24 protein-coding genes, 1 tRNA gene, 1 other RNA gene and 1 pseudogene are annotated in these 23613 nt (G+C 71.8%); 9 read left to right on the forward strand and 18 right to left on the reverse strand.

The window, feature by feature from the left end; genetic code table 11:
• Window positions 1-46: 46 nt before the first annotated feature.
• The 3 genes from panB to WFK95_RS17885 are packed head-to-tail and all read left to right on the forward strand — an operon-like array spanning window position 47 to window position 3401.
• Complete coding sequence (gene panB / locus WFK95_RS17875) at window positions 47-910, forward strand: 3-methyl-2-oxobutanoate hydroxymethyltransferase (RefSeq protein ID WP_224647634.1); 864 nt, start codon at window positions 47-49, stop codon at window positions 908-910.
• Window positions 910-1902, forward strand: coding sequence for a prolyl aminopeptidase (pip, locus tag WFK95_RS17880; RefSeq protein ID WP_336671444.1), 993 nt, complete (start codon window positions 910-912; stop codon window positions 1900-1902). The genes panB and pip overlap by 1 nt, the downstream gene beginning before the upstream one ends.
• Window positions 1903-1904: 2 nt before the next feature.
• Window positions 1905-3401, forward strand: coding sequence for a CYTH and CHAD domain-containing protein (locus WFK95_RS17885; RefSeq protein WP_336671445.1), 1497 nt, complete (start codon window positions 1905-1907; stop codon window positions 3399-3401).
• A gap of 21 nt (window positions 3402-3422) precedes the next feature.
• Here the strand turns inward: WFK95_RS17885 and WFK95_RS17890 are convergent, their stop codons facing one another.
• The 11 genes and pseudogenes from WFK95_RS17890 to WFK95_RS17940 form a co-directional block, all read right to left on the reverse strand.
• Window positions 3423-4154 carry a cutinase family protein gene (locus WFK95_RS17890; protein WP_224647637.1) on the reverse strand — a complete coding sequence of 244 codons (732 nt, stop codon included), beginning with the start codon at window positions 4152-4154 and terminating at the stop codon, window positions 3423-3425.
• A gap of 4 nt (window positions 4155-4158) precedes the next feature.
• Window positions 4159-5565 (reverse strand): RNB domain-containing ribonuclease, encoded by a 1407-nt coding sequence (locus tag WFK95_RS17895; protein ID WP_336671563.1) that lies wholly within the window; start codon window positions 5563-5565, stop codon window positions 4159-4161.
• A 17-nt stretch (window positions 5566-5582) separates the two neighbouring features.
• A complete protein-coding gene (locus WFK95_RS17900; RefSeq protein ID WP_224647638.1) occupies window positions 5583-6365 on the reverse strand; it encodes an acyl-[acyl-carrier-protein] thioesterase in 783 nt (260 codons plus the stop codon).
• A gap of 10 nt (window positions 6366-6375) precedes the next feature.
• Window positions 6376-7215 (reverse strand): ABC transporter permease, encoded by an 840-nt coding sequence (locus WFK95_RS17905; protein ID WP_224647639.1) that lies wholly within the window; start codon window positions 7213-7215, stop codon window positions 6376-6378.
• Window positions 7212-8198 (reverse strand): ATP-binding cassette domain-containing protein, encoded by a 987-nt coding sequence (locus tag WFK95_RS17910; protein WP_336671446.1) that lies wholly within the window; start codon window positions 8196-8198, stop codon window positions 7212-7214. The genes WFK95_RS17905 and WFK95_RS17910 overlap by 4 nt, the downstream gene beginning before the upstream one ends.
• A 34-nt stretch (window positions 8199-8232) precedes the next feature.
• Window positions 8233-8706: a DUF6194 family protein gene (locus WFK95_RS17915; protein WP_336671447.1), complete on the reverse strand. Its 474-nt coding sequence runs from the start codon at window positions 8704-8706 to the stop codon at window positions 8233-8235.
• Between the two features lie 9 nt (window positions 8707-8715).
• Complete coding sequence (locus tag WFK95_RS17920) at window positions 8716-9453, reverse strand: DUF2127 domain-containing protein (protein WP_336671448.1); 738 nt, start codon at window positions 9451-9453, stop codon at window positions 8716-8718.
• A gap of 38 nt (window positions 9454-9491) precedes the next feature.
• An RNA gene (gene rnpB / locus WFK95_RS17925) (RNase P RNA component class A) lies at window positions 9492-9904 on the reverse strand.
• A gap of 26 nt (window positions 9905-9930) precedes the next feature.
• Window positions 9931-10557: pseudogene (locus tag WFK95_RS17930) on the reverse strand (histidine phosphatase family protein); the annotation flags it as partial.
• A 17-nt stretch (window positions 10558-10574) separates the two neighbouring features.
• A complete protein-coding gene (locus tag WFK95_RS17935; protein ID WP_336671449.1) occupies window positions 10575-11333 on the reverse strand; it encodes a zinc ribbon domain-containing protein in 759 nt (252 codons plus the stop codon).
• Window positions 11334-11343: 10 nt separating this feature from the next.
• On the reverse strand, window positions 11344-12459 hold the full coding sequence (locus WFK95_RS17940) for a Nif3-like dinuclear metal center hexameric protein (RefSeq protein WP_336671450.1): 1116 nt from the start codon (window positions 12457-12459) through the stop codon (window positions 11344-11346).
• Between the two features lie 174 nt (window positions 12460-12633).
• Between WFK95_RS17940 and WFK95_RS17945 the strand changes: the two genes are divergently transcribed.
• On the forward strand, window positions 12634-13104 hold the full coding sequence (locus WFK95_RS17945; RefSeq protein WP_336671451.1) for a low molecular weight protein-tyrosine-phosphatase: 471 nt from the start codon (window positions 12634-12636) through the stop codon (window positions 13102-13104).
• Window positions 13097-13966 carry an SURF1 family cytochrome oxidase biogenesis protein gene (locus tag WFK95_RS17950; RefSeq protein WP_336671452.1) on the forward strand — a complete coding sequence of 290 codons (870 nt, stop codon included), beginning with the start codon at window positions 13097-13099 and terminating at the stop codon, window positions 13964-13966. Before WFK95_RS17945 ends, WFK95_RS17950 begins: the two co-directional genes overlap by 8 nt.
• Here the strand turns inward: WFK95_RS17950 and WFK95_RS17955 are convergent.
• Window positions 13905-14897: a cobalamin biosynthesis protein gene (locus WFK95_RS17955; protein ID WP_443081572.1), complete on the reverse strand. Its 993-nt coding sequence runs from the start codon at window positions 14895-14897 to the stop codon at window positions 13905-13907. The genes WFK95_RS17950 and WFK95_RS17955 overlap by 62 nt on opposite strands.
• On the opposite strand from WFK95_RS17955, the gene WFK95_RS17960 reads away from it, so the two are divergent.
• The gene (locus tag WFK95_RS17960) at window positions 14896-15246 is read left to right on the forward strand and encodes a nuclear transport factor 2 family protein (protein WP_336671454.1); all 351 of its coding nucleotides are present in this window, start codon (window positions 14896-14898) and stop codon (window positions 15244-15246) included. The genes WFK95_RS17955 and WFK95_RS17960 overlap by 2 nt on opposite strands.
• A 2-nt stretch (window positions 15247-15248) precedes the next feature.
• On the opposite strand, the gene WFK95_RS17965 is transcribed toward WFK95_RS17960, so the two are convergent.
• The 3 genes from WFK95_RS17965 to WFK95_RS17975 all read right to left on the reverse strand — a co-directional run bounded on the left by WFK95_RS17965 (window position 15249) and on the right by WFK95_RS17975 (window position 16611).
• Entirely contained in the window at window positions 15249-15866 is a 618-nt protein-coding gene (locus WFK95_RS17965) for a glyoxalase (RefSeq protein ID WP_336671455.1), read from the reverse strand.
• Between the two features lie 65 nt (window positions 15867-15931).
• The gene (gene infA, locus WFK95_RS17970; protein ID WP_336671456.1) at window positions 15932-16156 is read right to left on the reverse strand and encodes a translation initiation factor IF-1; all 225 of its coding nucleotides are present in this window, start codon (window positions 16154-16156) and stop codon (window positions 15932-15934) included.
• Complete coding sequence (locus tag WFK95_RS17975) at window positions 16153-16611, reverse strand: hypothetical protein (protein WP_336671457.1); 459 nt, start codon at window positions 16609-16611, stop codon at window positions 16153-16155. The genes infA and WFK95_RS17975 overlap by 4 nt, the downstream gene beginning before the upstream one ends.
• Before the next feature lie 223 nt (window positions 16612-16834).
• Here WFK95_RS17975 and WFK95_RS17980 point away from each other — a divergent pair, with 223 nt between their 5' ends.
• Entirely contained in the window at window positions 16835-18244 is a 1410-nt protein-coding gene (locus WFK95_RS17980) for a dihydrolipoyl dehydrogenase family protein (RefSeq protein WP_224647651.1), read from the forward strand.
• A gap of 5 nt (window positions 18245-18249) precedes the next feature.
• Here WFK95_RS17980 and WFK95_RS17985 read toward each other — a convergent pair.
• The 3 genes from WFK95_RS17985 to WFK95_RS17995 form a co-directional block, all read right to left on the reverse strand.
• Window positions 18250-18326 (reverse strand) — tRNA-Val (locus WFK95_RS17985).
• Complete coding sequence (locus tag WFK95_RS17990) at window positions 18317-18817, reverse strand: peroxiredoxin (protein ID WP_336671458.1); 501 nt, start codon at window positions 18815-18817, stop codon at window positions 18317-18319. The genes WFK95_RS17985 and WFK95_RS17990 overlap by 10 nt, the downstream gene beginning before the upstream one ends.
• Entirely contained in the window at window positions 18814-19200 is a 387-nt protein-coding gene (locus tag WFK95_RS17995; protein ID WP_224647669.1) for a DUF3052 domain-containing protein, read from the reverse strand. Before WFK95_RS17995 ends, WFK95_RS17990 begins: the two co-directional genes overlap by 4 nt.
• 268 nt (window positions 19201-19468) lie before the next feature.
• On the opposite strand from WFK95_RS17995, the gene aceE reads away from it, so the two are divergent.
• A complete protein-coding gene (aceE, locus tag WFK95_RS18000) occupies window positions 19469-22279 on the forward strand; it encodes a pyruvate dehydrogenase (acetyl-transferring), homodimeric type (RefSeq protein ID WP_224647653.1) in 2811 nt (936 codons plus the stop codon).
• Between the two features lie 6 nt (window positions 22280-22285).
• A complete protein-coding gene (locus WFK95_RS18005; protein WP_336671459.1) occupies window positions 22286-23575 on the forward strand; it encodes a PucR family transcriptional regulator in 1290 nt (429 codons plus the stop codon).
• The last annotated feature ends 38 nt before the right edge of the window (window positions 23576-23613 follow it).

Here is a 23613-nt window from a genome sequence, read left to right on the forward strand (position 1 = left end):
CCCGGACCGGAGATTCCGGCTGGGACTGTTGAAATGGAGTGACGAGATGAGCGAGACCCCGTTGTACGGAGGCGGATCCACTGGGGAGGGCGGCGAGACCGCCGCGAAGCCCCCGCGCAAGAAGGTGCGCATCCACCACCTGGCCGAGCTCAAGGAGCGCGGCGAGAAGTGGGCGATGCTCACCAGCTACGACTTCATGACCGCGTCGATCTTCGACGAGGCCGGCGTCACCGCCCTACTGATCGGCGACAGCGCAGCGAACACCGTGTACGGGTTCGACTCCACGCTGCCGATGGAGCTGGACGTGATGGCGGCGATGGTCGCGGCGGTGCGTCGCGGCACGAAGTACGCACTGGTGGTGGCGGACATGCCCTTCGCCAGCTACGAGGCGTCCCCCGAGCAGGCCTACCGCAGCGCCGCGACGCTGATGAAGGCCGGCGCCGAGGCGGTCAAGCTCGAGGGCGGCGAGCACATGGCGCCCACCATCGAGTTCCTGCAGCGCCGCGGCATCCCGGTGATGGCGCACATCGGCTTCACCCCGCAGTCGGTGAACTCGCTGGGCGGCAACCGGGTTCAGGGCCGCGGCGACGACGCGGCCCACAAGATCCGCCTCGACGCGAAGGCGGTCGACGCCGCCGGTGCCTTCTCGGTCGTGCTGGAGATGGTGCCCTCCGACGTGGCCGCGCAGGTCACGAAGGAGATCGCGATCCCGACGATCGGGATCGGCGCCGGCAACCAGTGCGACGGCCAGGTCCTGGTGTGGCAGGACTTCTCCGGCCTCAACCGCGGCCGCACTGCGCGATTCGTCAAGAAGTACGCGAACATCGGCGACGAGCTGCTGCGCGGCGCCCAGGAGTACGTGGCGGAGGTCGCCTCCGGCGAGTTCCCCGGACCGGAGCACGGATTCTGATGCGAGAGTTCTATCCCGAGATCGAGGCCTACAGCACCGAGCTGCTGGACGTCGGCGACGGACAGCTGCTGTACGTCGAGCAGAGCGGCAACCCCGAGGGCAAGCCCGTGGTGTTCATCCACGGCGGCCCCGGTGGCGGCACCTCCCCCGACTGCCGGCGGTTCTTCGACCCGGCGGCGTACCGCATCGTCGTCTTCGACCAGCGCGGCTGCGGGCAGTGCAAGCCGCACATCGCCGATCCCTCGACGGGCGAGGGTGATTCGCTCGCCGACCGGCTCGCGGTGAACACCACCGCGCACCTCATCGCCGACATCGAGCGGATCCGGGAGCACCTCGGCATCGACCGCTGGCAGGTCTTCGGCGGTTCCTGGGGCTCCACGCTGGGACTGGCCTACGCGCAGACCCATCCGGAGCGGGTGACCGAGCTGGTGCTGCGCGGCATCTTCCTGCTGCGCCGCAGCGAGCTGGACTGGTACTACAACGAGGGCGCCTCGCACGTCTACCCCGACAACTGGGAGGACTACCTGGCGCCGCTCGACGAGGCGGACCGGGCACCGTCGGCCGATAAGATCGCGGCCTACCACCGGCTCCTGCACGCGGACGACCAGGAGGTCGCGCTGGCCGCCGCCAAGGCGTGGTCGAAGTGGGAGCGCAGCACGAGCCACCTCATCAACACGCCCGAGAGCTCGGCCGACGCCGACGACCCGCGGTTCGCGATCCCCTTCGCGCAGATCGAGAACCACTACTTCGTGAACGGCGGCTTCCTCGACGAGGGGCAGCTGCTGCGGGACATCGGCCGCATCGCCGGCATTCCGGGCGTCATCGTGCAGGGCCGCTACGACGTCGTGTGCCCCGCCCGCAGCGCCTGGGACCTGCACCGCGCCTGGCCCACCGCCGACCTGGTGATGGTGCCCGACGCCGGCCACTCGGCCTTCGAGCCGGGGATCCGTTCGGCCCTCATCGAGGCCACCGACCGCTTCGCGAAGGGCTGAGCATGGCCGAGCAGCGTGAGATCGAGACGAAGTACGAGGTCGGCCCCGAGACCGCGGCGCCCTCGCTGGCCGCCGTCCCCGGCGTCGACCACGTCTCGACCGACGAGGTCTTCCACCTGGTGGCGGTGTACTACGACACCGACGCCCTGGACCTCGCCGCCAACCGGATCACGCTGCGCCGCCGCACCGGCGGCAAGGACGACGGGTGGCACCTCAAGCTGCCCGACGGTGCCGACCGCCGCGAGGTGACGGTGCCGCTGGGCGACGAGGAGGACGCGCCGGAGGGCGCCGCCTCCGAGGTGCCCGAGGAGCTGGTGGAGCGCGTCCGCGCCGTCGTGCGCGGGCGCGCTCTCGCCCCCATCGCCATCGTCGAGAACGAGCGGCACACCACCTACTGCCACGCGGTCGACGGCGAGCTCCTCGGCGAGTTCGTCGACGACCACGTGCACTCGGTGTCGCTGCTGCCCGACGGGCCCGAGAAGCAGTGGCGCGAGTGGGAGTTCGAGGTGCCGGACACCTCGCTGGGCCGGAAGACGGCGGTGGCCGTCGACAAGGCGTTGCGGGCTGCGGGCGGCGTCGAGCCGGACGCGGCGTCGAAGCTGGCGCGCGCGATCGACGCCGACGCGGCGCGGGAGCCCGTCGACCTGCCGAAGAAGATCGCGCACGCGACGGCCGGGCAGCTGCTGACCGCGGCGCTGGCGGCGTACCGCGACAAGCTGCTCCGCGAAGATCCGCGGGTGCGGTCCCACGGCGACGACTCCGTGCACCAGATGCGCATCGCGACCCGGCAACTGCGCAGCGTGCTCACCGAATTCTCCGGCTTCTTCGAAGGTCCGGCCCGCGCCGCGCTGAGCTCGGAGCTCAAGCTGCTCGCGTCGATCCTGGGTGCCGTGCGCGACGCCGAGGTGCTCGCGCAGCGGTTCGCGCAGTTCGACGCCGACGGCGAGCTCGGCGGCGTCGGCGCCGCCCTCGCACAGCGGCAGCACGCCGCGGAGGCCCGCGGCTGGACGCGCGTGGACATCGCGCTGAACTCGGACCGGTACTTCGTGCTGCTGGACGCGATCGACGCCTTCCTCGCCGACCCGCCACTGCGGGAGCGGGCCGACCGGCCCGCGGTGAAGAGCCTGGCGCCGCTGCTGGACAAGCGGATCCGCTCCTTCGCCCGGCAGTCGATGGTGCTGCTCGCCGACCCGGCGTGCACCGATCACGACGTGCACGCGATCCGCAAGCACGCGAAGCGCCTGCGCTACGCCTCCGCCGTGGTCGATCCCGTGGTGCGCGGCGACCTGCGCGCCGAGGTCAAGGCGCTCGCGAAGGTGCAGAACCGGCTCGGCGAGTTCCAGGACGCGACGATCGCGCGGGATGCGGTGGCCGAGCTGGCGGCGGAGACCACCGATCCCGCCATCGCCTTCCGCCTCGGCCGCCTCGACGCCGTCGAGGAGTTCCGTGCCGCGCAGGCGCGCGCGAGCCTGCCGGGCATGCTGCGCGGGCTGCGCTGACCCGGGGCCTCCCCGGGCCCGTCAGAGGCCGGCGATGCCGGCCAGCCGGCCGCCGATGTCGGCTCCCGAGTAGGAGTCGTGCGAGTTCGGGACCGTCTTCGCGAGGTCACCGGTCCAGTGGCACACCGGGTCGCCGGAGGTGCAGATGCTCAGGGTGCGGCCGCCGATGCGCGGGGCCAGCGGCGCGGGGTTGGCGCCGCTGATCATCGCCGAGGCCTGCGCCATCCCCTGCGAGCGCGGCGCCGAGCCGAGGTAGCGGGTGGTGTCGTTCGGGATCCGGTCCGGGTCGGCGATGAGTGCCGCCGCCGTGATCTGCTTCCGGTCGCCGAGCCGCTGCAGCGCCCGGTGCACCGCGGACGCGCCTTGGGAGTAGCCGGCGAGCACGATCTTCGTCGATGGGCAGGCCTTGAGGACGATGTCGACGTCCCCCTGGGTGTTCGCGGCGCCGGTGTTCATGCTGGCGAGGAAGCCGCCGAACTGGTCCACCCGGGTGGGGACGGCCGCGGCCGGGTAGTAGATCGGGCGGATCGCCACCGTCTTCCCCGCGGCGCGGGCCCGGCCGGCGAAGGCCTGGGCGGCGGAGTTCACGGTGGCCCCGAGGCCGCCGGCGGAGTGCCCCTCGCCGGAGCCCGCGGCGCCGATGAAGGTGTAGTCGGCGCACTCCGGGGCCGCCGTTGCGGGTGCCGCGAGGGCGGGGATCAGGGGCGCGAGCAGGGCTGCCAACGCGGGGATGAGGACGAGGCGACGGCTCATGGCCTCACGCTAGCGCCTTCTCGTACGCGAAGGACACCTTTCGGGACGCAACGTCGGCGGTCTCGAGCCGCACGGTGACCCTGCTGCCCTCCGGCGGGCCGCCCGTGCAGGGCGCGATGACCGCGGGCTCGTCGAGGAGCACCTGATCGGCGCGCATCGTGACGGCGGCGAACTCCTCACCCACCCGGCCCGCGAGGATCACGGCCTCGGTGACGTCGATGCACGCCCGGTCCACCTTGTTGGCGAGGGTGTTGGTGCGGCGCATCGTCTCGGCGACGTCGTCGAGCGCGCCGCGGGCCCAGTCCGGGATCGGGCTGCCCGCGCACGCGGCGAGGCACACCTCGGTGGCGTAGCGATCGGCCAGGCGGCGCAGCGGCGCGGTGACGTGGGCGTAGGGCGCGCCCACGCCGGCGTGCCCGCGGTCGGCGGGCGGTTCCGGCGCGGCGGCGGTGCCGAAGGCGGCGTAGCCCGAGCCGCGCAGGAGCCGCGCGGCGTCGGTCATCACGGCGAGGCCCTGCGGAGTGGCGACGTCGAGACCGGCGAGGAAGTCGCCGACGGTGACCTCGCGCGGCCAGTCCTGGCCGAGCGCTGCGGCGGTGCGGCGCAGGTCGGCGACCGCGTCGTCGGGCGCGGCCGGCAGGGTGCGGAGCAGCCCCACCCCCGCGCGGAGCATGATGTCGGCGGCGCAGATGCCGGTGAGCAGGGAGATCTGCGCGTTGTGGGCGTCGAAATCGGTGCGCGGCTCGATCCGCACGGTCCAGCCGCCGGGAGCCTCCACCGCCTCCTGCGCGGGCAGCCGCAGGTCGATGGCGCCGTGGGCGCGACCCCACGCGGCGCGGAGCTTCCCCACTTCGGGCAGCAGCGCGATGCTCGGGTGCACGCGGCCGGCGTCGAAGTCGGCCTGCACGCCCGCGTAGTCGAGCTGCGCGCGGGAGCGGACCAGGGCGCGGCGCACGGTCGCCGACGTGACCTCGCCCGCGGCGTCGAGGTGGATCTCCCACAGGGCGGCCGCGCGATCCTCGCCGGGCAACAGGGACCCGGCGCCCTCGGAGAGCGGCCGGGGATGCAGCGGCACGGAACCGTCGGGCAGGTACATCGTCTGGCCGCGGCGGCGGGTCTCCGCCTCGAGCGGGCCGCCGGGCGCGACGAGCGCGCCGACGTCGGCGATCGCGTAGCGCACGAGGTAGCCGTCGCCCTCGGCGGCGATGTGCACCGCCTGGTCGAGGTCCTTCGCTCCGGGCGGGTCGATGGTGACGAACTCGATGTCGCGGCGGTCCTCGCGCCCCTCCGGGAACCGGTCGGTGCTCGCCTGCGCCTCGGCCAGCACGTCGGCCGGGAAGTCCTCGACGAGCTCGAACTCGGTGCGGACGGCCCCGAAGTCGACCGCGCTGGACGGGACGGGGCCGCGCATCGGGATACCGGTCACGTCTACTCCGCCAGCGCCTCGACGCTCATGGCCGCGGCGGTGCGGTCCCCCGCGACGAGCCAGGCGTGCACGACGTCGCCCTCGCGGTGCGCCAGCAACCGCGGCTCGTCCTCGAGCTGCAGCGCCGAGTTGTGCTCGACGACGCCGCGCAGCGGCAGTCGCTCTCGCAGGTCCGGGTAGGTGGCGAGCACCTCCTCGAGCGCCGTCCAGTACACCGCGTTGTTGACGTGCTGGATGATGTCGAGGTCGGCGGCGCGCAGCAGGAAGGGCACCTCGACCGCGTCGGGGTGCGGTGTGGGATCGAGCCACTGCTTCCAGCGCAGCACGCCCGGCTCGGCGGCCGCACCGAAGGTGCTAAGGAAGGTCTCGCTCAGCGCCGACGGGGTGAGGGTGTCGATGTTGAAGTTGATCCAGAAGGCCTCGGTCTCGATCCGGGTGCCCTTCTGCCCGTCGATGCCGATGCGCACGTTGCACCACCGCGAACCCATCTTGGAGCCCCAGCGCTCGACCGTGAGGATGTCGGGCTGCTCGCCGCCCTCGAGAATCTCGATCACAGTGCGCCGCACCACCCAGTACGGGTGGATGTCCTCGTAGTCGACGTGGCGCAGGTGGTCCTGCCCCGTGTCCTGCAGGTAGCGGGCCACCCCGTCGAACTTGAGGCGGCGGTCGGGGCTGACGGCGTCGCCGCGCACGGATCGCTGCGCCGTGTAGATGGCGCCGCTGTCCAGCAGCTCGCGGCGTCGCTCGGGCTCGGTGATGCGCGGGGGCAGGGGGTCTCCGATCACCCGCCCGAGCCTAGTCGACGGTGCGCTTGTTGAAGGCGCGCACGGCCAGCGGCGCGAATACGGCGGTGAGTGCGATCGACCAGATCACGGTCGCGAGCACGGGGTGCTGCAGGGACCACGGCGCGCCGTCGCGCAGCGGCAGGTCATTGCCCCACAGCTCCCGCATGGACTGGACCAGCGACGAAACCGGGTTCCACTCCGCGATCGCCCGCAGCCACGGCGCCATCCCCGCCGTGGGGACGAAGGCGTTCGAGAGGAAGGTGATCGGGAACATCGTCGCGAACATGAAGCCGTTCACGGCCTCGATCGACTGCATCATGCAGCCGACGAGGATGCCGAACCAGATCATGGCGAAGCCGAAGACCAGGAGCACGAGAAAGCCGAGGACCGCGTCCACCGGGTTCGTGCGGATCCGCCACCCGATGGCGAGGCCCGTCAGGCACATGACGACGATGCCGATCGACGAGTGCAGCAGGCTCGCGATGCTGCGCCCGATCAACACGGAGGCGCGGCTGATCGGCAGCGACCGGAATCGGTCGATGACGCCCTTGTCCAGGTCGGTCGTCAGGCCGCCCGCCACGACGAAGCAGGTGAAGACCATCGTCTGCCCCAGGATGCCGGGCAGCAGGTACTCGCGGTAGGAGACGCCTTCGGTGGGGATCGCGGAGCCGAAGACGAACGCGAACAGCACCGTGAACATGATCGGCTGGATCGTCACGTCGGAGAGCATCTCCGGCATGCGCTTGGTGTGGATCATGCTGCGGCGAACCATGATCCAGGACTGCTGCCACAGGCTGGTCTGATGCGTCTCGACGCCGCCCACTCCGGCGGCCTCGGTGGTGGCGGTCATGCGGAGGCCTCCTCGGCGGCGCTGTCGTCGGCTTCGGTGCGGTGCCCGGTGAGGGAGAGGAAGACGTCGTCGAGGCTGGGGCGGGAGAGGCCGAGGTCGTCGACCTTGATCCCGCTCTCCCCCAGCAACGCGCCGGCCCGGTTGAGGTCGTCCAGCCCGTTGGCCGGGCTGCTCACCTGGCGCGCGCCCTCGTCGACGAAGACCTCGCTGCCGAGCTGCGCCAGGATGTCGCGGGCGCGAGGCAGGTCGGCCGCGTCGGACACCGTCAGCACCAGGCTGGCGGCGCCCGCGCGCTCCTTGAGCTGCAGCGGAGTGCCCTGCGCGATGATCCGGCCCTTGTCGATGACGATGATCTCGTCGGCCAGCTGATCGGCCTCCTCGAGGTACTGCGTGGTGAGCAGCAGCGTGGTGCCGTTCGCCACCAGCGTGCGCAGCACGTCCCACAGCTCAGAGCGGGCGCGCGGGTCAAGGCCGGTGGTGGGCTCGTCGAGGAAGAGCACCGGCGGCGCGGTGAGCAGACTGACGGCCAGGTCGAGCCGGCGGCGCATGCCGCCCGAATAGGCCTTGACCTGCTTGTCCGCCGCTGCAGTGAGCGAGAACTGTTCGAGCAGCTCCGCGCTGCGCCGCTTGAGCGCGGCCCGCGGGATGCCGTAGAGGCCGCCGATCATCGCCAGGTTCTCGCGCCCCGTCAGGATCTCGTCCACCGTGGCGGACTGCCCGGTGAGGCCCATGTTGCGACGCACCTCGATGGGGTGCTCCCGCACGTCGTACCCCGCGATGCGCGCCGTGCCCTCGGTGGGCGGCGACAGGGTGGTCATCATGCGCACCGTGGTCGTCTTGCCCGCGCCGTTGGGGCCCAGCAGGCCGAGCACCGAGCCCCGCGGCACCTGGAAACTGACCCCGTCCACCGCCGTGAAGTCACCGAACCGTTTCACCAGGCCGATGGCTTCGATCGCCCAGTCACCGCTCTCACCCTGTGTCATGGCTCACACGGTAGTGGGGACCGCCGACAAGTTTCTATTGCTTTTGCACGTGGGCGCGGGCGCGCTCCAGGAGGTCGACGACGTCGGGCCCGGCCCCGGGGTTCACCACGGACACCCAGCCCAGCTTGGCGTACAGCGGGTGCGGGATCACGACGCCGTCGGCGGCGTAGTCCCACTCGCCCGCGCGGTCGGCGTGCACCGCGGGCGGATAGCCGATCAGCTCGGTGAAGGACTCGCGCCCGACGTTGGCGTTGAGCCGGAAGGCGCCGGGCCGGTCCAGGCCGGACTGCTCGTCGTCGGGGTAGTTCTTGGTGATGATCGTGAGGTAGGGCATGACGCCGGGCTCGCCGTTCGGCGTGGAGTAGACGAAGGTGTCGCCCCAGGCGATCTCGGGCACGGGGGTCTTCCCGTCGGCGGCGATCGCGCCGGGCGCGATGGTGTCGACGGTGGATTCGGGGAGGCTCTGCAGGAGGGCGATGACGGCGTCGCGGGCGCTCGAATCGGTCACCTCTGCACGCTACTCGCCGGCGCGGCGGACCGTGAGGACACTGTCCGACTCCCGCTCGGCGCGGTAGGCCGCCGCGCCGCCGTTGACCCCGAACAGCCGCTTGCTCCACACGAGCCACGCGACGGCGGCGACGTTGATCAGCAGCGCGCCGGCGCGCAGTGCGGTCACCTTCTCCGTGATCTCGTAGATCTCCAGCGGGAGGAACGCGGAGGTCGCGATCACCGCGAAGTACTCGCCCCAGCGCTTGCCGAGCCAGAGCCCCACCGCCTCGACGACCTCGATCACGGCGTAGGCGACGAGGCCGGCGGCGATCCAGGCGAGCGTCGTACTCGACAGGCCCAGCGCCGTGTCCACGGTCTGCACGATCCTCGAGTCGCCCACGTTGAATCCGAGCTGACTCAGCACCGGCAGCTTGGACTGGAACACTTCGCGCAGGTGCTCGTGGGTGCCGCGGAACTGCCACACGACGACGCCGGCGGCCGCGAAGACGATCCCGCGCAGCAACCGCTCGAACCCGAGGAAGCGCATGATCAGCTCGTCGCGCAGCGCCCGGCCCTGGGGAACCGACGGTGCGTGCGCGGCCGGTCCGGAACCGTGCGGCGGGCCGACGACGAAGTCGTCGCAGCGCAGGCAGCGCCACGCCTCGCCCTCGGGGGTGTCCGTCCGGACCCGGGCGCGGAGATCCGCCTCGTCGGGGTCGTAGGTGACGTGACCGCGGAGACCGCAGGACAGCACGGAGAGGTCCATCGGACCAGGTTAAGCCCGGCAGCGGCGGGACGTCGGGGCGGACGAGCTGACGTGTAAGCCGGATCCTGTCCCCCGCCGCATCGCTGCGCCGGGGTGGCGACCATCCATCTGGACACACCGTCGCCGGGTGCCTCGAGCGGTCCACCCGCGCGCTCGGGCGAGCAGCCCTCGATCACGCGCGCAGCGCCACCGTGAGGTGGCGCCTTCGACCTTGCTCCGGGTGGGGTTTACCGAGCCGCGACGGTCACCCGCCGCGCTGGTGCGCTCTTACCGCACCGTTTCACCCTTACCCGGGCCGGAGCCCGGGCGGTCTGTTCTCTGTGGCACTGTCCCGCGGGTCACCCCGGGTTGCCGTTAGCAACCACCCTGCCCTGTGGAGTCCGGACTTTCCTCGACGCGGGCGTACTGGTCACCCAGCCGTTCCCGACGCCGCGGCCGCCCGGTCAGCTCGTCCGCGCGGTACAGAGTACCCGAGCCTCAGAGCCCCGCGGTCCGGTTGACCTGCCGCACGGAGGCGCCACCGTCGGGGTAGAAGTCGGCGATCGAGATCGAGGCCAGGTCGAGGTGCAGCCGGTAGAGCAGCTGCGGGCCGACGTCGAGGGCGATCCGCAGCGCCGTCTTGATCGGCGTGACGTGCGAGACCAGGAGCACGGTACGGCCGGCGTGCTCGGCGGTGACGCGCTCCAGCAGCGCCGCGACGCGGCTGTGCACCTCGTCGAAGCTCTCGCCGCCGGGCGCGGCCACCGCGGTGTCGCCGAGCCATCGGGCGTGCAGCTCCGGGTCGCGGTCCCGGGCCTCACTGAACGAGAGGCCCTCCCACGCACCGAAGTCCGTCTCGATCAGGGCGTCCTCGATCTCGACGGTGAGCCCCCGGCCGGCGGCCACGGCGTCGGCCGTCTGTCGCGCGCGGTCGAGCGGCGAGGAGAGGACGGCGTCGATCGGCGTGAGCCGCAGCAGTTCCGCGGCCTCGGCGGCCTGCTCGCGCCCGAGGTCCGTGAGCGACGGGTTGCCGCGGCCCGAGTACAGCCGCCGCACCGATGCCGGAGTCTGCCCGTGTCGCAACAGGATCACGCGGGTGGGCTCGTGCGCGGAGGCGGTCCAGCCCCCGCGCTGCGCTCCCGTCACTCCTCGGGCTTCGGCTGGGGCAGGCCGGACTCGTTGGTCCGCACCAGGATCGCGCCGCACTCGTCGCAGTGCACCACGAGATCGGCGGGCTTGCGGTTGACGGAATCGAGGAAGCCCCGGTCGAGCTCCAGGCGGCAGGCGCCGCACCGTCGGGCCTGCAGGAGCCCCGCGCCGGCACCGGAGTTCTTGCGGCACCGCTCGTATTCGGCGTACAGGTCCTCCGGGAGCTTGCCGACGGTCTCCTCGCGGGTCGCGGTCGTGCGTGCGCGAGCGACGTCGATGTCCTTGACGGTCTCCTCGCGGCGGCGCTGCACGGCCGCGATCTCGTCGCTCGTCGCGGTCACCACGGCCTCGGCGCGCTGCTGATCGAGCTCGACCGCCTCGCGCTTCTCCATGAGCTCGAGCTCCTCGTCCTCCAGCACCGACTGGCGCCGCTCGAGTCCGCGCAGCTCGTGCTCGATCTCGGTGAGCTGCTTCGCCGGGACGGCGCCGGCGGCCAGCAGCTCGCGGTCCTTCTGCTCGCGGAGGCGGGTCTGCTCGACTTCCTTCTCGAGCTTGCTGATGTCGCGGTCCAGGTCCTCGACCAGGATCGAGACGCGCACCGATTCGTCGCGCTCGGTGGTCGCGCGCTTCTCGAGCTCGGCGATCTCGGCGTCCTCGGGCAGGTGGGTGGCGCGGTGGGCCAGACGGGAGATCTCCGCGTCGACCTCGGCGAGGTCCAGCAGGATGCGTTGGGCGGCCGGATCAGCGTTCATCTGCGCCACTCTACGCATCCGGTGCGGGCGCGGCCCGCACCGTGAACGGATCCGTCGGGGCGTCGTGCACGGCGACGTCGAGGTAGGGCCACAGCAGCTCGGCGACGGCGGCGCACCAGGGGAACTCGGTGCCCCAGTGCCCGGCGTCCACGACGGCGGGACCGCCGGCGCGCAGGTGCTCGTCGACGGGGTGGTGTCGCAGGTCGCCGGTCACGTAGGCGTCCACGCCGAGGCGCGCGACGGTGCCCAGCAGCGAGTCCCCCGCTCCCCCGCAGACGGCGACGGTGCGGATCACGGCGGCGGGGTCGCCCGCCGCCCGGGCCGGCGCGCCGAGCGCCGCAGCGACGTGGGCGGTGAACGCCTCCAGGGTCATCGGCTCGGGCAGCACGCCGACGCGGCCGAGGCCCCATTCCCGCTCGCCACCGACGAGCTCGACGACGTCGTGGGCGGGCTCCTCGTACGGGTGGGCGCTGCGCAGCGCGGCGAGCACGTCGGCGCGACGGCCGCGGGCCGCCACCAGCTCGGCCCGCGTCTCGACGACCGTCGTCAGCTCGCCGTTCGCGCCGATCGCCGGGTTCGCCGACGCGCCGGGCCGGAACTGGCCGACACCGTCGACCCGCCAGGCGCACTCGGAGTACTCCCCGACCTCGCCGGCCCCGGCCTCGAACATCGCGGAGAGCACCTCGTCGGCATGGGCGGGCGGGACCATCACGCCCCACCGGTCGAGCGCGAGCGGCGCGTCGAGGTGTTCGACGGGGCCGGTCACCTCCAGGCCGAGCGCGGCTGCGAGGGCGTCGTTGACGCCGCCCCGCGCGCGGTCTGCGTTGGTGTGTGCCGTGAACAGCGCGCAGCCGCCGCGGATCAGGCGGTGGATGAGCGCGCCCTTCGGCGTACTCGCCGCGACGGTGTCCACGCCGCGCAGCAGCAGCGGGTGGTGGGCGATCACCAGCTGCACGCCGCGGGCGAGCGCGGCGTCCACCACGTCCGCGGTCACGTCCACGCAGACCAGGACATGCGTGACCTCGGATTCCGGGTCGCCGCACACGAGCCCGACGCTGTCCCACCCCTCCGCGAGCCGGGGCGGATACGCCTGATCGAGCACCTCGATGACCTCTGCCAGCTTCATGGCTGTCAGCGTAGATCCGTCGGGACCGTCTGGAGCCGAGGCCGCCCGCTCACCCGCTGTGAAATCGTGCCCGCCAGTGACACGATTTCATAGCCGGACGCGAACGACATGCGCTCCGTCACCGTCGATCGGGTGCGGCGGCCTGGTCCGCGCCGTTTCGGGCAAGATGGAGGGGTGAGTACTCCGCTGCATGTCACCTTCGTGTGCACCGGCAACATCTGCCGTTCGCCGATCGCCAAGATCGTCTACGAGCAGTCGGTCGCCGACGCCGGACTGGCCGAGGCGGTGCGGGTCACCAGCGCCGGCACCGACGGCTGGCACGAGGGCGGCGCCGCGGATCGGCGGGCGCGGGACGTGCTCGCCGAGGCCGGCTACTCCACCGATCACACCGCAGCGGAGCTCACGGACGACCACCTCGCCGCGGACCTCGTCGTGGCGCTGCACCGCTCCCACGTCGGGCCGCTGCGGCAGCGCGGCGTCCCCGCGGAGCGGATCCGCCTGCTCCGCAGCTTCGACCCCGACGCCGCGCACGAGAGCGTGCCCGACCCGTACTACGGCGACCACGACGACTTCCGCGCGACGCTCGCGCAGGTCGAGGGCGCGATGCCCGGGCTCCTCGAGTGGACGCGAGCGAATCTTGCCTAGCTGGATCAAGGTGATCTTCCAGCCGCGGTGGATCGCCCTCGCCGTCGCAGCCATCGCCTTCACCGCGCTGTGCTGGTCGGTGCTCGCGCCGTGGCAGCTGGGCAAGAACTCCTCCACCAGCCACCGCAACCAGCAGATCGCCGACTCCGTGAACGCCGAGCCCGTGCCGGCCGCGCAGGTCCTCGGCGGTCGCACCGAGGTGCCGAAGGACGCCGAATGGCGGCGCGTCGTGCTCACCGGGCAATACCTCGCCGACAAGCAGTCGCTCGCCCGCCTGCGGAACCAGGACGGCAAGCCTGCGTACGAGGTGCTGGTGCCCTTCGCCGCGAACGACGGCGCGACCTATCTCGTGGACCGCGGTTTCGTACAGACCCCGACCGGCGGGGTCGTGCCGGAGTTCGCGCCGCCACCGTCGGGCACGGTGACGGTCCAGGCGCGCGTCCGCGCCCCGGAGAAGACCGACCCTGCCCGCGGCCCGCGCACGGAGGGCGGCTACCTGCAGGTCTTCGCCATCGACCCGGGGGCGATCGGGCCCGCGCAGGGCGTCGCCTTCGCGCCCGGCTACCTCAATCTCGACGAGGGCCAGCCCGGCGGCCTCGACCCGATCCCGCTCCCGATGCTCGACGCGGGCCCGTACCTCTCGTACGGCCTGCAGTGGCTGGCGTTCGGCATCATGGCGCCGCTCGCGATCGGCTACTTCGTGTGGTCGGAGGTGCGCCGCCGGCGCGAAGACAAGGCGGTCTTCGACGCGGGCACGGCGGACCCCGAGGAGGCGGCGGACGACGAGCCGACGCCGGAGATCACGCCCGAGGCCGCGCGCGCCGCGCGGCTCGCCGACCGGTACGGACGCAAAGGACAGTAGCGGCCAGCGCGCCCAGTTCGACGGCCAGCGACAGGCGGGCCGCCCGCGCCAGGTCGCGCGGCTCGGGCGCGCGACCGTCGCCCAGGGTGGGGCGCAGTTCCACGCCGTGCGCGTACTGCGTCCGCCCGCCCAGTTGCAGGCCCAGCGCGCCCGCGGCGGTCGCCTCCGCCACCCCGGCGTTGGGGCTGGGGTGCTTCGCCGCGTCCCGCCGCCACGCCCGCGCCGCGTCCGACGGTGCCCCGGCGACGGCCGGCGCGAGGCCGACGGTGACCGCTCCGGCGAGCCGGGCGGGGACGTAGTTGAGCACGTCGTCGAGGCGCGCGGACGCCCAGCCGAAGTCGGCGTAGCGGTCGTTGCGGTAGCCGACCATCGCGTCGAGGGTGTTGGCCGCGCGGTACGCGAGCAGGCCGGGCAGGCCCGCGACGGCGCCCCAGAACAGCGGCGCGACCGCCGCGTCGGAGGTGTTCTCGGCGACCGACTCCGTGGCCGCGCGGGCGAGCCCCGCGGTGTCGAGCACCGACGGATCGCGCCCGCACAGGCTGGGCAGCAGGGCGCGCGCGCCGTCGAGGTCGCCGCGCTCGAGGTCGGCGCCCAGCGTGGAGCCGACCTTCCGCAGGCCCGCTCCCCCGACCACCGCCCAGGTGCCGACGGCGGTGGCGCCCGGCACGTTCCGCAGCGTGTATCCGAGCGCGGCGGCGCCCCCGACGAGGATCGCGGTGTAGGCGGCGCCCCGCAGCTTCGACGGCGCGTACATCCGCGCCTCCAGCGCCTGCGCGGCGGTGCCGAAGCCCGCGACCGGGTGGTACCGGCGCGGGTCGCCGAAGACCTCGTCGGCGAGGACGCCGAGTGCGAGCTCGGTGGAACGGTTCACGGGGCTCGACGCTACCGGTCGAGTCGTGCGGGGCACGATCGAGCCATACGCTCGGGTCATGGACCGGCACGCCCTGATTCAGTCGCTGGAGGTCGAATTGCACCGGCCGGATGTCCGCCGGGACGCAGCCCTCGTGCGTTCGTACCTGCACGAGGACTTCGCAGAGATCGGCCGCTCGGGACGGTTCTGGACCGCCGATGACATCGCGGCGTCGATCGCCGCCTCCCCTGAGCGGTCAGAACCGCCCGTTGCCGACGAGTGGCGGTTCGTCGACCTGAGCGAGACACTCGTCCTCGTCACGTACCGGCTGAGGCTCGACGCCCGAACGAGTCGGCACTCGTCGCTGTGGGAGGTTGTCGCCCCGCGGCCGCTCCTCCGATTCCACCAGGGCACCGTCGTCCCCGGGTGACCTCAGTGCCAGACGAAGCCGTCGGGGTCGACGAGCTCGCCGAGGGCGCCGTCGATGCGGAGGCGGTGGGAGCCGCTCCCCTCCGCCGGGACCCCTGCGTCCTTGGCCGCGGCCTTGCGGCCGTGGAGCGCGAGTTTCACCGCGCCGGGCTGGGCGTCGAACTCGACGTACTTGCGGCCGAAGCTCTTCGCGACGGTGAGCCCGCGCTCGGTGTAGAAGGCCTTGGTGACCGCGACGTCGTCGACGCCGAGGAGCAGCACGATGTCGTCGATGGTGCGCAGCGGCGCTCCGGTGTTCTTCTTCGACGAGGAGGCGATCTTCCAGACGGTGCCGTCGGGCGCGCGGAAGACGGCGCCGTAGCCCCAGAAGGACTTCCGGGCGGGCTTGATCTCCGTCGCGCCCCCCGCGGGGGGGGGCGCGACGAAGGAGTCGACGACAGCGGGTTCCGCCACGACGAGGGAGACCACGAAGCCGCGGAAGCCCTCGGACGGGCCGCCGGCGGGCGCGGACCGGAGCCGCGGGTCGGGGCCGAACGCGGCGTTGTAGAAGGCCTGGGCGGCGGCCGGGTCGGCCGCCTCCAGGGTGAGGGACCGGACCGGGGTGCTGAGCGAGGTTGTCATGCCGACAACGCTATGAGCTGCGCTTTCGGGACGCTTCTCGATTCCTGACCGATCCGGCCCCGCCGTCAGTTCCGGTAGCGGAAGACGATCCGGCCGCGGGTGAGGTCGTAGGGACTGATCTCCACGAGCACGCGGTCGAGCGGGACGATCTTGATGTAGTTCTTCCGGATCTTCCCGCTGATGTGCGCCAGGACGACGTGCCCGTTGTCGAGCTCCACCCGGAACGTGGCCGCGCGGAGCCCTTCGATGACGGTGCCGGCGGCCTCGATGCCGCGCGAGGTCTTCGTCATGACCGCACCAGCTCGACGGTGGTCTCGACCTCGATGCCGCCGGCCTGCTCGATCACGGCGACGGCGGCACCGTCGGCGGGATCGGCCTGCGCCGCCAGGAAGGGCGCGACCCCGGGCGCGGATCGGACCCGCCACGCCCCGGGCGGGGTGACGGCGGGCGGCGGGTCGAGCGGGATCCGGTACAGCGTCTCCCGCCGGTGCGGGGCGAAGCCGTGCCGGCGCCAGGCGGCGAGCAACTCATGGTCGCCGTCCGCCACGAGGGTGAACAGCGGTGGCGGCAGCTCGGCGAGGAGCGCTGCGGCGAGCAGGTCGAAAGCCGCTGCGGTCCAGGCGTCGACGCTGATGAATCCGGCCCGTCGTGACGGTCCGCCGCGGCCGATGACGCGGTCCTCGGCGTCGATCGCGAGCCAGTCGCCGTCCTCGGCGCGCACGAGAGTGAGAGGGGAATCGTTCATGGTGATGCCTTCCAGGAATGCCTGCGTGCGGCGCTCCTGGTGGCGACACCTAGGTCGACCGTGAGAACGGAGGGAGCACCCACATGCGTGAAACGTTCACGGGTCTCACCTCCTCAGGTCCTGTCACGGTTGCGCCCAGCGTATCCGCCGGCCCAGACCGTCCGCATCCCCTTTTTCGCGGGCCCGCCGCCGACGGACGTACGGTGGTCGAAGGAGGTGCGCCATGGACGAATTCGACGTGGTCGTGATCGGCGGCGGGCCGGTGGGCGAGAACGTGGCCGACCGCGCGGTGCGGGGCGGGCTGACCGCCGCGCTGGTGGAGAGCGAGAAGTTCGGCGGTGAGTGCTCCTACTGGGCGTGCATGCCGTCGAAGGCGCTGCTTCGGCCGGGACAGGCGCTGCGCGAGGCGCAGCACGTCCGCGGCGCGCTCGCCGGCGAAGCCTCGCTCGACCCGTCGGAGGTCTTCGCCCGACGGGACGCCGTGGTCGGGAACTGGGACGACGCCGGGCAGGTGCGGTGGGCGACGAACGCCGGGATCACCGCGATCCGCGGCCAGGGGCGACTCTCCGGGCCGCGCCGGGTCACCGTCGTCGGGCCCGACGGTGCCGAGACCGCCCTGTCCGCGAAGCACGCCGTCGTCCTCGCGACGGGCACCGATGCGGCCGTTCCCGACATCCCGGGCCTGCGGGCCGCGCGCCCGTGGACCAGCCGTGAGGCCACCAGCGCGAAGGCGGCGCCGCGGCGTCTCGCGGTGATCGGCGGTGGCGTGGTCGCTGCCGAAATGGCCACGGCGTACGCGTCTCTCGGCTCGGAGGTGACGCTGCTCGCGCGCAGCGGGTTGCTCACCGGCCTGGAGCCCTTCGCGGGCGAGGCGGTCGGCGACGGCCTCCGCGCGCTCGGCGTGGAGGTGGTGACCGGCGAGTCCCCGACCCGGGTCACCCGCGCGGACGGCGAGGTGACGATCGAGACCTCGGCCGGGCGGACCGTCGTCGCCGACGAGGTGCTCGCGGCCACCGGGCGTACGCCGCGGACCGTCGACCTGGGGCTGGAGACCGTCGGGCTGGAGCCCGGGTCGTGGCTCGCCGTGGACGACACGCTGCGGGTCGAGGGCTTCGACTGGCTGTACGCGGCGGGCGATGTGAACCACCGGGCGCTGCTCACGCACCAGGGCAAGTACCAGGCGCGGGCGGTCGGCGACGCGATCGCCGCCCGGGCGCGCGGAGCCGCCGTGGACGACGCGCCCTGGGGCGCGCACGTCGCGACGGCGGACCACACCGCGGTGCCGCAGGTGATCTTCACCGAGCCGGAGGTCGCGGCCATCGGCGTCACGGAGGCGCAGGCGCGGAAGGCCGGCACGGACGTGGCGGTGGTCGACTACGACCTCGGCTGGGTGGCCGGCGCAACCCTGTACGCCGACGGCTACGCGGGCCGCGCGCGGATGGTCGTCGACGAGGCCCGCGGTGTGGTGATCGGCATGACGCTGGTGGGTCCCGCGGTCGCGGAACTGCTGCACGCGGCCACGATCGCCGTGGTGGGAGAGGTGCCGATCGCGCGGCTGTGGCACGCGGTGCCCGCCTACCCCACGATCAGCGAGGTGTGGCTACGCCTCCTGGAGGCCTACCGGGACCGGTGAGGCCGTGGTGCGCACAGAGGGACTCGAACCCCCGACAACCGGTGTGTAAGACCGGGACTCTAACCAACTGAGCTATGTGCGCTTGCCGGTCGAAGATAGCGCAGCGAGGGCGTCTTCCCAAAGCGACTGATCGCGGGGCACGCCGGGCTCGTTCATCTCGGAGAACCGGATCACGCCCTCGCGGTCGATGACGAAGGTGCCGCGGTTCGGGTAGCCGTTCTTGCCGTTGAGCACGCCGTACGCGTTCGCCACCTCGCCGTGCGGCCAGAAGTCCGAGAGGATCGGGAACAGGTAGCCCTGCGAGCCGGACCACACCTTGTGCGTGGGCGGCGGGCCCACGGAGACGGCGAGCACGGCGGCCTCGTCGTTCTCGAACGCCGGCAGGGAATCGCGGATCCCGCCCAGCTCGCTCTCGCAGGTGCCCGTGAAGGCCAGCGGGAAGAAGACGAGCAGCACGTTCTTGCGGCCGCGGTAGGACTCCAGCGAGACCGGCCGGTTGTTCTGATCACGCAGCGTGAACGACGGCGCCTCGGCACCGACCTGCAGCGGACCGTCGAGCCGGGGAGATGTCACCTCTTGGCCACGCGGCCGGACTTCGGCTGCACGAGCCGCGAGCCGATCCAGGAGCCGAGATTGGTCGACGAGGTCTGCGTGAGGCCGGCCGTCGGCGCGGCCTCGGCGATCTCGCTGGGCTGCACGTGCCCCGGCTGACCGGTCTTGGGGCTGAGCACCCAGACGTAGCCGTCGTCGGAGAGCGGGGTGATCACGTCCATGAGGGTGTCGACGAGGTCCCCGTCGTCGTCGCGCCACCACAGCACGACCACGTCGATCACCTCATCGGTGTCCTCGTCGAGCATCTCCGCGCCGGTGAGCTCCTCGATGGCAAGGCGCAGATCGTCGTCGGTGTCGTCGTCCCAACCGATCTCCTGCACGATGTTGCCGGGCTGCAGGCCCATCTTCTGGGCGAATGACCCATTCGTGGACACCGGTGGGAGCCTCCTCGCGTCAGCGCGGGCGGCCCGTTGCCACCCGCATACAGCTGTTCGGTGTCAACTTACGGCACCTGCGCGTGCGCGCAAGCGGGGTACGCCGAACTCGCGCTGCAGACCTGGCGAATTCCACCACGCGGAATACGACTGTCGAGTAACTTTCGAATGCGGCAGGATGGGATCTGCGACACACCGCAGACCTACGCACCGCCTTCGCGACCCGTGAGGAGCACCAGTGACAGACTCGATCGCCACCACCCCGGCACCCGCCTCAGGAGAGGGTCCCGCACCGTCGAACGACGGCCGCCCGGACCGCGTCCGCGTGATTCGCGAGGGGGTGGCGTCGTATCTCCCGGACATCGATCCGGACGAGACCGGCGAGTGGATCGAGTCCTTCGACGATCTGATCGCCACCCACGGCCCCGCCCGCGCCCGCTACCTGATGCTGCGCCTGCTCGAGCGCGCCAGCGAGCAGCGCGTCTCCATCCCGTCGCTGACGTCGACCGACTACGTCAACACCATCCCCACCGATCTCGAGCCCTGGTTCCCGGGCGACGAGGAGATCGAGCGCCGCTACCGCGCCTACATCCGGTGGAACGCCGCGATCATGGTGCACCGCGCGCAGCGGCCCGGCGTCGGCGTCGGCGGCCACATCTCGACGTACGCCGGCGCGGCGTCGCTGTACGAGGTGGGCTTCAACCACTTCTTCCGCGGCAAGGAGCACCCCGGCGGCGGCGACCAGGTCTTCATCCAGGGCCACGCCTCCCCCGGCATCTACGCCCGCGCCTTCCTCGAGGGCCGCATCCCCGCGGAGCGCCTCGACGGCTTCCGCCAGGAGAAGTCGCACGAGGACAAGGGCAAGGGCCTCCCCTCCTACCCGCACCCCCGGCTGCTGTCGAACTTCTGGGAGTTCCCGACGGTGTCGATGGGCCTCGGCCCGATGAACGCCATCCAGCAGGCGCGGTTCAACCACTACCTGCACGACCGCGGCATCAAGGACACGTCCGACCAGCACGTCTGGGCGTTCCTCGGCGACGGCGAGATGGACGAGCCCGAATCGCGCGGCCAGATCCAGATCGCCGCGACCGAGGGGCTCGACAACCTCACCTTCGTCGTGAACTGCAACCTGCAGCGCCTCGACGGGCCCGTCCGCGGCAACGGCAAGATCATCCAGGAGCTGGAGTCCTTCTTCCGCGGCGCCGGCTGGAACGTGATCAAGGTGATCTGGGGCCGCGAGTGGGACGAGCTGCTGCACAAGGACCGCGACGGCGCGCTCGTTAACATCATGAACAACACGCCCGACGGTGACTACCAGACCTTCAAGGCGAACGACGGCGCGTTCGTGCGTGAGCACTTCTTCGGCCGCGACCCGCGGACCAAGGAACTGGTCCAGGACATGACCGACGAGCAGATCTGGGGCCTGCGCCGCGGCGGCCACGACTACCGCAAGCTGTACGCGGCCTACAAGTCGGCGATGGAGCACAAGGGCCAGCCGACGGTGATCCTGGCGCACACCGTCAAGGGCTTCGGCCTGGGCCACAACTTCGAGGGCCGCAACGCCACGCACCAGATGAAGAAGCTCACCCTCGACGACCTCAAGGGCTTCCGCGATCACCTGCGGATCCCGATCTCGGACGCCGAGCTCGAGAAGGACCCCTACCTCCCGCCGTACTACAACCCGGGACCGGAGTCGAAGGAGATCCAGTACATGCTGGATCGCCGCAAGCAGCTCGGCGGCTTCCTGCCGACCCGCCGCACGCAGGCCCAGGTTCTCCAGACCCCCGGCATCGACGCGGTGAAGGTGATGCTCAAGGGCTCGGGCAAGCAGGAGGTCGCGACCACGCAGGCCGTGGTGCGCATCTTCAAGGAGCTGCTGCGCGATAAGGAGGTGGGCCCGCGGATCGTCCCGATCATCCCCGACGAGGCGCGCACCTTCGGCATGGACAGCTGGTTCCCCACGCTGAAGATCTACAACCGCCTCGGCCAGACGTACACGGCCGTCGACGCACAGCTGATGCTCGCGTACAAGGAGAACCCGCAGGGCGTGATCCTGCACGAGGGCATCAACGAGGCCGGCTCGACCGCGTCGTTCACCGCGGTGGGTACCTCATATGCCACGCACGACGTGCCGATGATCCCGCTGTACATCTTCTACTCGATGTTCGGCTTCCAGCGCACGGGCGACGGCCTGTGGGCGGCCGCCGACCAGATGGCCCGCGGCTTCGTGCTCGGCGCCACCGCCGGCCGCACCACACTGACCGGCGAGGGCCTGCAGCACGCCGACGGCCACAGCCACGTGCTCGCGTCGACCAACCCGGCGGTCGTCGCCTACGACCCCGCGTTCGCCTACGAGCTGGCGCACATCGTGATCGACGGCCTGCGGCGGATGTACGGGGAGAACCCGGAGAACATCTACTACTACATCACCGTCTACAACGAGCCGATCCACCAGCCGGCGGAGCCGGAGAACCTGGACGTCGACGGTCTGCTCAAGGGCCTGTACCTGTTCAAGCCCGCCGACACCGCGCACGAGAAGAAGGCGAACATCCTCGCCTCCGGCGTCACGATGCCCGACGCGCTCAAGGCCCAGCAGATGCTGGCCGAGGAGTGGGGCGTCTCCGCGTCGGTGTTCTCGGTGACCAGCTGGGTCGAACTGTCGCGCGACGGCATCGAGTCCGAGAAGGCGGCGCTGCGCGACCCGGGCGCCGAATTCCGCACCCCGCACGTCACCAAGATCCTCGGCGGCACCGAGGGCCCGACGATCGCGGCGTCCGACTTCATGCGCGGCACGCAGGACCTCATCCGGCAGTGGGTGCCCGGCACCTACGTCACCCTGGGCACCGACGGCTTCGGCTTCTCGGACACGCGCCCGGCGGCCCGGCGGTACTTCAACGTGGACGCCGAGTCGATCGTCGTGGGCGTTCTCCTGGGGCTCGCCCGGGACGGAGCACTCGATTTCTCGGTCGCCGCGGACGCCGCGAAGCGGTACCGGATCGACGACGTGCTCGCCGCCCCGAAGCAGACGTCGGACCCCGGCGTAGCCTAGGACTCCATGACCGCTGATACGGGCTCGTTCCCCCTCCCCGGGAAGCCGGGGAAGGGGAGCTTCAACCGGAAGCGCCCCGAGCCTCGCGACGTGCTGCCCGAAGCGATCCTCGCCAGGATTCGCCAGTACTCGGGCCGCGTCGCGACGGAGGCGGTGCGCTCCATGGAGGAGCAGCTCCCGTACTTCGCGGACCTGGAGGCCAGTCAGCGGGCGTCGATCCAGCTGGTCGTGCAGACGGCGGTGGTCAACTTCGCCGAGTGGATCGAGAACCCGAGCAACGTCGAGTACACGGTCGCCTCCTTCCAGACGGTGCCGCAGGACCTGGCCCGCAAGGTCTCGCTCCTGCAGACCGTGGAGATGGTCCGCGTGGCCATGGAGTTCTTCGAGCGCTGGCTGCCGCTGCTGGCCCGCAACGAGGACCAGCTCATCGCGCTCACCGAGGCCGTCCTGCGGTACGGCCGGGAGATCGGCTTCGGCGCCGCGTCGATCTACGCCTCGGCCGCCGAGGCCCGGGGCGCGTGGGACTCGCGGATGGAGGCGCTGGTGGTCGACGCGGTGGTCCGCGGCGACACCGGCGCCAACCTGCTCTCCCGCGCCGCCGCGCTGAACTGGGACCCTGTCGCATCCGCGACCGTCATCGTCGGCAATCCCCCGCCGGACCAGAACGTCTCCGTCGCGGGATCGGTCCACGACACCGCCCGATCGCACGGCCGGTCGGCGCTCGCCGTTGTACAAGGCACCAAATTGGTGGTCATCGTCAGCGGTGCCGTCACGACAGGGGACCCCTTCGCGGACGCCCTCATGCTCCACTTCGCCGACGGTCCCGTGGTGATCGGGCACACCACGCCGACGCTGGAGGACGCCCACGCCTCGGCGGTCGAGGCCATCGCGGGCGTCAACGCCGTCGCCGGCTGGCCCGGCGCGCCGCGTCCGGTGCACAGCTGGGAGCTCCTGCCCGAGCGCGCGCTGATCGGCGACACGCACGCCGGCCGCACCCTCTACGAACTCCTGGTGAAGCCCCTCGAAGAGGCGGGTTCGGCCCTGTCGGACACGCTGGACGCCTATCTGGACTCCGGCGGCGCAGTCGAATCGTGCGCCCGCGAGCTGTTCGTCCACCCCAACACGGTGCGGTACCGCCTGAAGAAGATCGCCGAGATCACCGGGCGGGACCCGCAGGACCCGCGCGACGCCTTCGTGTTGCGTGTGGCAGCGACGATCGGACGTCTCGCGGCAGCGAATCCTGACCGCTTCACCCCCGCCGCTATGACGCGGATCACAGACATCTCGCTGAGCTAATCCAGTCACACATAACACTCTGGTAACAGGCAGGACTC

Source organism: Tsukamurella sp. USMM236 (assembly GCF_037148755.1).
In the GTDB taxonomy this organism is placed as follows: Bacteria; Actinomycetota; Actinomycetes; order Mycobacteriales; family Mycobacteriaceae; genus Tsukamurella.